Source organism: Streptomyces sp. NPDC058375 (genome assembly GCF_042723425.1).
Classification (GTDB): Bacteria; Actinomycetota; Actinomycetes; order Streptomycetales; family Streptomycetaceae; genus Streptomyces; species Streptomyces durocortorensis.
Window position 1 is genome coordinate 1 of record NZ_JBHXJG010000364.1, and the last position, 5,272, is coordinate 5,272.

Here is a 5,272-nt window from a genome sequence, read left to right on the forward strand (position 1 = left end):
GCCCCGACCCTTCGAAGGGTCGGGGCACCGGCATGTCGTGCGCGGGGACCATGTCGTGCGCGGGGACGGGGCGGCCGGTCAGCCCGTCGTCTCGTCCGGGGCGGGGTGCTCCTCGGGGTGTGCGCCCGCGTTGCGCGGTGCGTTCCGGCCGGCGCCGGCCTCGTCCAGCTCGGGCTCGTCGTCCTGGCGGGCCACCCGGTCCGGGACCGGTATGTCGAGATCGTCCTCGCCCTCCTGAGTCTGCTGGTCCGGCAGGTCCGCCGGTATGGGAGGCGGGCTGGCGGAAGCACCGGTGTAGGCGGTGCCTTCCGGCCTGCGGTCGGTCATGAGAGCTTCCTTCCGTACGCCCGGTGCGACCGGGGACAAGTGGTGCGTCCAGGTGGGTACCCGCACTCCGGGAGAAGATGCGGAGCCCAGGGCGTACGGCCATATTAGGAGCCCCGGGGCCACCGGCCGGCGGCGTGTGGCGCGGCACGGAGCGGCGGAAACGTCGCCCGCGGAGTGTGGCTCGCCCGAGCGCGGGTACCCGGGGCGATGCCCCAGTCGGGTGGACGACCTCACCCGACGAACCCGGCGGAAGGATGCCCCCATGCTGATGGCCCACCCCACGGTGCTGCGCAATCTGATCGAGCAGTACGAGGCCCTGCGTGTGCTGCACGCGGACAGCGGCGGCGAGGAGGCCCGGCAGCGCATGGACGACGTGGCGTACACGCTGTGCGTGTCGACCGGCACGGCCGACGTCGACAGCGCGCTGGTCGCCGCCCGCCACCGGTTGCCCGGCGCCCGGCCCGAGGACGACTCCGTCCTCTCCGCCTGAGCGCCGTCGACCGTCGAAGGGGAGGGCACTGTGGTCCGCACGGTGGGCGTCGAGGAAGAACTGCTGCTGGTCGATTCGGCGAGCGGAGAGGCACGGGCGCTGTCCTCGGCGGTGCTGGCGATCGCCGAGAAGGACGCGGTCGGGGAGTCGGCCTTCGAATCGGAACTGCACCGCCAGCAGGTGGAGTTCTCCACCCACCCCTGCGCGGACATGGACGAGCTCGCCGAGTCGGTCCACCGGTGGCGGGCCGAAGCCGTGAGGCACGCCTCCGACGCCGGTGCGTCGGTCGCGGCCCTGGCGACCTCACCGCTCCCGGTCAGCCCGGAGATCGGCACGGGGGAGCGGTACCGGTGGATGGCCGAGCGCTTCGGGCTGACCGCCCAGGAGCAGCTGACCTGCGGCTGCCACGTCCATGTCTCGGTGGCCTCGGACGAGGAGGGCGTCGCCGTGCTCGACCGGGTGCGCTGCTGGCTGCCCGTCCTGCTCGCTCTGAGCGCCAATTCCCCGTTCTGGCAGGGGCAGGACAGCCGGTACAGCAGCTACCGCAGCCAGGTGTGGGGACGGTGGCCGTCGGCCGGCCCGGTGGACGTCCACGGCTCCGCCGAGGCGTACCACGCCCGTGTGCGGTCCCTGGTCGGCACCGAAGTGCTCCGGGACGAAGGGATGATCTACTTCGACGTCCGCCTCTCGCACCGCTATCCCACCGTGGAGGTCAGGATCGCGGACGTCTGCCTGGACCCGGCCGACACCGTGCTGCTGGCCACACTGGTGCGGGGTCTGGTGGAGACGGCCGCACGGGAGTGGCGGGCCGGTGAGCCGCCCCCGGTGGCCAGTACCTCCCTGCTGCGCGCGGCCTCCTGGCAGGCGGGCCGCTCGGGCGTGGAGGACCGGCTGGTCCACCCCCGCTCCTGGCGGCCGGAGCCCGCCCCCGAGGTCCTGCGGGCCCTGCTGGACCATGTCCGGGACGCCCTGGAGGACAGCGGCGACCTGGCAGCCGCGGAGAAGGCCCTGGCCGCCGTGGACCGGCGCGGGAACGGGGCCCGGATCCAGCGCGAGACCCTGGCGCGGACCGGGAGCCTGCGCGACACCGTCGCCGAATGCGTCCGGATAACGGCCGGCTGAGCCGCCGAGCGGCATCCGATGAACGACACCTCAGGAACGGAGCAGTCCATGTCCACCAAGTCCACCAACGCCCTCGACGACCGCCGGATCCTGGCCATCGTCACCAACTACGGCGTCGAGCAGGACGAACTCGTCGTCCCCGTGAAGCACCTGCGCGACCACGGGGCGCAGGTCAGCGTGGCGGCGGTCTCCGCCGATCCGATCCGCACCCTCGTCGGCGACCGGGATCCCGGCGAGACAGTGCGTCCCGATCTCACGCTCGACGACGTCGACCCCGCCGCGTACGACCTCCTCCTGGTCCCGGGCGGCACGCTGAACGCCGATTCGCTGCGCCTGGAGGAGGCCACCACCCGGATCGTCAGCTCGTTCGCCGCCTCCGGCCGGCCGGTGGCCGCCATCTGCCACGGGCCGTGGGCGCTGGTCGAGGGCGGCTACGTCCGGGACAAGACGCTGACCTCGTACGTCTCGCTGCGCACCGACATCACCAACGCGGGCGGCACCTGGGTCGACAAGCCGGTGGTCCGCGACGACGCCTCCGGCTGGCCGCTCATCACCTCCCGGAACCCCGGAGACCTGGAGGACTTCCTCGGCGAGATCGACGCGGTGCTCGCCGAGAGCTGAGCCGGCCGCCGCGGGGCGTCCCGGCAGGTGCACGCGGGCGGCCGCGGGACCGGGCGGCACCCGGGGGGTCGACATGCCGCTGCCGCTGGGCGAGCAACTGCCGCGCATCTACTGACGCACACGGGGAAGGGCCGGTCGGACGCGCGGGCTTTTCGACCGGCATCCTCGCGCCGCCGTCGCACGAGGAGCCAGGAGCCGCCGCGGCAGCCATTCGCCGATTCCCGACCAGGCGCCCTGGTGAGCGGTGACGAGCCCGGCGGCCTCGCGGTCGGGTCAGTCCAGAGTCTGGGTCAGCTCGCTGCGCGTCGTCGTGTGCACGACCCGGCCGCGCGCCCCGTTGACCAGCGGGAGGTACGGCGGCACATGGCCGCACTCGACGTCCGCGACGATCGGCACGCCCAGGGGCCCGAGCGCGTCCAGCACGGCCTGGTGCTGGGTCATCGAGTCAGTGCCCGGTGCTGACGTCCGGCCGACCAGGACCGCGTCGGCGGCCTCGAAGAACCCGGCCATCCGCATCCCGTGGAGATTGCGGCAGATGGTGAACGCGTCGTGGCCGCCGGCCTCCACGTACACGAGAAGCCCCTCCGGGGCGTGCGCCCGTGCGAACGCGGAGGTGTCGAGGTACGGCGTCCCGGTGAGGTTGCACAGCACCTCGATGCAGCCCCCGATCAGCCGCCCCTCGACGTCCACATCGCCGCCGCCGTCCAGCCGGGTCCACCGCCCCGGGGTGTCCAGCGTGAACGTGCGGGCGTCCGGACGCTCCGCGTAGTCGTCCCGGCCCGAGGCCCGGTGCCGCTCCGGCGGTACCTGGGTGAACCGGTGGCCCGGCGGTGCGGCGACGACGTCGAGCCAGGACACCAGCCCCTCCGGCACCCGGTACGGGGTGTCCATGAGGTTGTTCCCGTGGACGGTCGCCACCCCGGTGAGCAGGGTCAGCGGCGTCATCACGGTCGACATGTCGGAGTAGCCGACCACCCAGGTCGGCTCGGCCGCCCGCACCGCCTCCCAGTCGATCAGCGGCAGCAGATCGAGCGCCGTCTCCCCGCCCCACGGCGGCACCACGGCCCTGATGCCGGGGTCCGTCAGCATCGCCGTCAGCTCGGCCGCCCGCTCGACGGCGGGCGCGCTGACGTGCCCGGAGCCGTCCATGCACCGGCCGGTCACGACCTCGTACCCGCGCGCCTCGACATCGCGCACCGCCACGGCGAGTCGCTCGCCCAGTTCCTCGGGCACGCCGCTCGACGGGGACGTGACGCCGACGCGGTCACCGGGGCGCAGAGGGCGCGGATATCGAACGGACATGTGCCGGATTCTGGCACAGTGCCCGGCCTGGTGACCGAGGCCGTCTCGAACCGGTGAGCACGGAAGGTTAGGCTGACCTAAGTCAATTCGGTTTTCTCGTCCCCGCGGGCGAGGCGCTCAGGCCGACCACGCGTACGAAGGGGCAGTGTCCATGACGATCCACCGAGCCGTCGTCGCCCGAGTTCGGCCGCTCACCGCGACCATGACCCGCGTCACCCTCCACGGCGACGGTCTGAAGGGCTTCACGAGCACCGGGGCCGGCGACGAGTACGTGCGGATCTTCCTCCCGCACGGCCCGGACCGCACCGACGTCTCCCTGCCCCGGACCACCGAGCAGGGCGGATGGGAGACCCCCGAGGGGCGGCCCGTCGCGCCGATGCGCACGTACACGATTCGCGCGGTCCGCCCGGAGGCCGGCGAGCTCGACATCGACTTCGTGCTGCACGAGGGCGGCGTGGCGTCCGGCTGGGCCGCCGGGGCGCGGCCCGGGGACGTCGTGGGCGTCAACGACCCCACCGGCCTCTACAACCCCCCGGCCGATCTCTCCTGGCAGGTGCTGGTCGCCGACCAGACCGGTCTGCCGGCCGCCGCCCGACTGCTGGAGAACACCCCGGACCATGTCAGGACCCGGGTCGTCCTGGAGGCGCCCGACCCCTCGGCCGTGCTGCCGCTGCGGGAGCCCGCCGACTCCAAGGTGACCTGGACCTACGGCGGCAACGGTCACGGTCCGAGCCGGCTGGCCGACCTGGTGACCGCGGCCGTCCCGCCCGGCACGGACCTCGCGGGCGGGTACGTCTGGGTGGCCGGCGAGACCAACGCCCTGCGCGCCGTGCGCCGCTACCTCCGCCGCGAGCTGGGGCTCCCGGCCGAGCGCTTCAAGGTCGTCGGCTACTGGATACCGAACTCCGACACCTGGTCCGAGCGGTACGAAGCCCTGCCCGAGCCCGTCCGCTCCGAGCTGGAGGCCCTCTGGGACAACCCGGCGACGGGCGGTGACACCGAGGACCTCACCATCCGGTACGAGGCCCGCCTGAGCGACCTCGGACTCTGACCGGGCCCCGGGCACCGGTCCTCCTCGTCCTCCACAAGCCGAAAAAACCGCTGGGACGCACGTGTGTTGGGGGATTCGATGAGTCAACCGCGAGATAGGTGGGTAGGGTCGCCGTCGATCAAGTAAAGGTAGCCTGGCCTAAATAGACGGAGTATTCGGTGACCAATCCGTTCGAGGACGAGGACGGCGCCTATCTGGTGCTCGTCAACGACGAGGGACAGCACTCCCTGTGGCCGGCGTTCGCCGAGGTGCCCTCCGGATGGACCGTCGTAACAAACGCACGCACCCCCCCGGCCGGCCAGGGCTACAAGCACCAGAAAAAGACCCCCCAACCGGCCAACAAAAATATTGGCAGCAAT

Annotated in this window: 7 protein-coding genes; 5 read left to right on the plus strand and 2 right to left on the minus strand. The window is 72.5% G+C overall.

Translation table 11 applies throughout. The features are described from left to right. Positions 1 to 78: 78 nt before the first annotated feature. Positions 79 to 327: a hypothetical protein gene (locus ACFWM7_RS33270; protein ID WP_383267969.1), complete on the minus strand. Its 249-nt coding sequence runs from the start codon at positions 325 to 327 to the stop codon at positions 79 to 81. A 262-nt stretch (positions 328 to 589) separates the two neighbouring features. Here ACFWM7_RS33270 and ACFWM7_RS33275 point away from each other — a divergent pair, with 262 nt between their 5' ends. From ACFWM7_RS33275 to ACFWM7_RS33285, 3 genes are read left to right on the plus strand one after another with little or no spacing between them, the layout of a single operon-like run. Next, positions 590 to 817: a DUF5133 domain-containing protein gene (locus tag ACFWM7_RS33275; RefSeq protein ID WP_383267972.1), complete on the plus strand. Its 228-nt coding sequence runs from the start codon at positions 590 to 592 to the stop codon at positions 815 to 817. Between the two features lie 30 nt (positions 818 to 847). Further along, positions 848 to 1,939, plus strand: a complete 1,092-nt coding sequence (locus ACFWM7_RS33280; RefSeq protein WP_383267975.1) for a glutamate--cysteine ligase — start codon at positions 848 to 850, stop codon at positions 1,937 to 1,939. 48 nt (positions 1,940 to 1,987) lie between these two features. Continuing rightward, positions 1,988 to 2,560 (plus strand): DJ-1/PfpI/YhbO family deglycase/protease, encoded by a 573-nt coding sequence (locus ACFWM7_RS33285; protein WP_383267978.1) that lies wholly within the window; start codon positions 1,988 to 1,990, stop codon positions 2,558 to 2,560. A 273-nt stretch (positions 2,561 to 2,833) separates the two neighbouring features. Here the strand turns inward: ACFWM7_RS33285 and ACFWM7_RS33290 are convergent, their stop codons facing one another. Continuing rightward, entirely contained in the window at positions 2,834 to 3,862 is a 1,029-nt protein-coding gene (locus ACFWM7_RS33290; protein WP_383267981.1) for a S66 peptidase family protein, read from the minus strand. A 151-nt stretch (positions 3,863 to 4,013) separates the two neighbouring features. Between ACFWM7_RS33290 and ACFWM7_RS33295 the strand changes: the two genes are divergently transcribed. Continuing rightward, a complete protein-coding gene (locus ACFWM7_RS33295) occupies positions 4,014 to 4,913 on the plus strand; it encodes a siderophore-interacting protein (RefSeq protein WP_383267984.1) in 900 nt (299 codons plus the stop codon). 158 nt (positions 4,914 to 5,071) lie between these two features. Beyond that, the coding region (locus ACFWM7_RS33300) for an MbtH family protein (protein ID WP_383267987.1) at positions 5,072 to 5,272 on the plus strand (201 nt) is incomplete at its 3' end.

Coding starts and splice junctions, on each gene's coding strand:
- ACFWM7_RS33270 (WP_383267969.1), bottom strand. CDS start 327: ATGACCGACCGCAGGCCGGAAGGCACCGCCTACACCGGTGCTTCCGCC.
- ACFWM7_RS33290 (WP_383267981.1), bottom strand. CDS start 3,862: ATGTCCGTTCGATATCCGCGCCCTCTGCGCCCCGGTGACCGCGTCGGC.
- ACFWM7_RS33285 (WP_383267978.1), top strand. CDS start 1,988: ATGTCCACCAAGTCCACCAACGCCCTCGACGACCGCCGGATCCTGGCC.
- ACFWM7_RS33275 (WP_383267972.1), top strand. CDS start 590: ATGCTGATGGCCCACCCCACGGTGCTGCGCAATCTGATCGAGCAGTAC.
- ACFWM7_RS33295 (WP_383267984.1), top strand. CDS start 4,014: ATGACGATCCACCGAGCCGTCGTCGCCCGAGTTCGGCCGCTCACCGCG.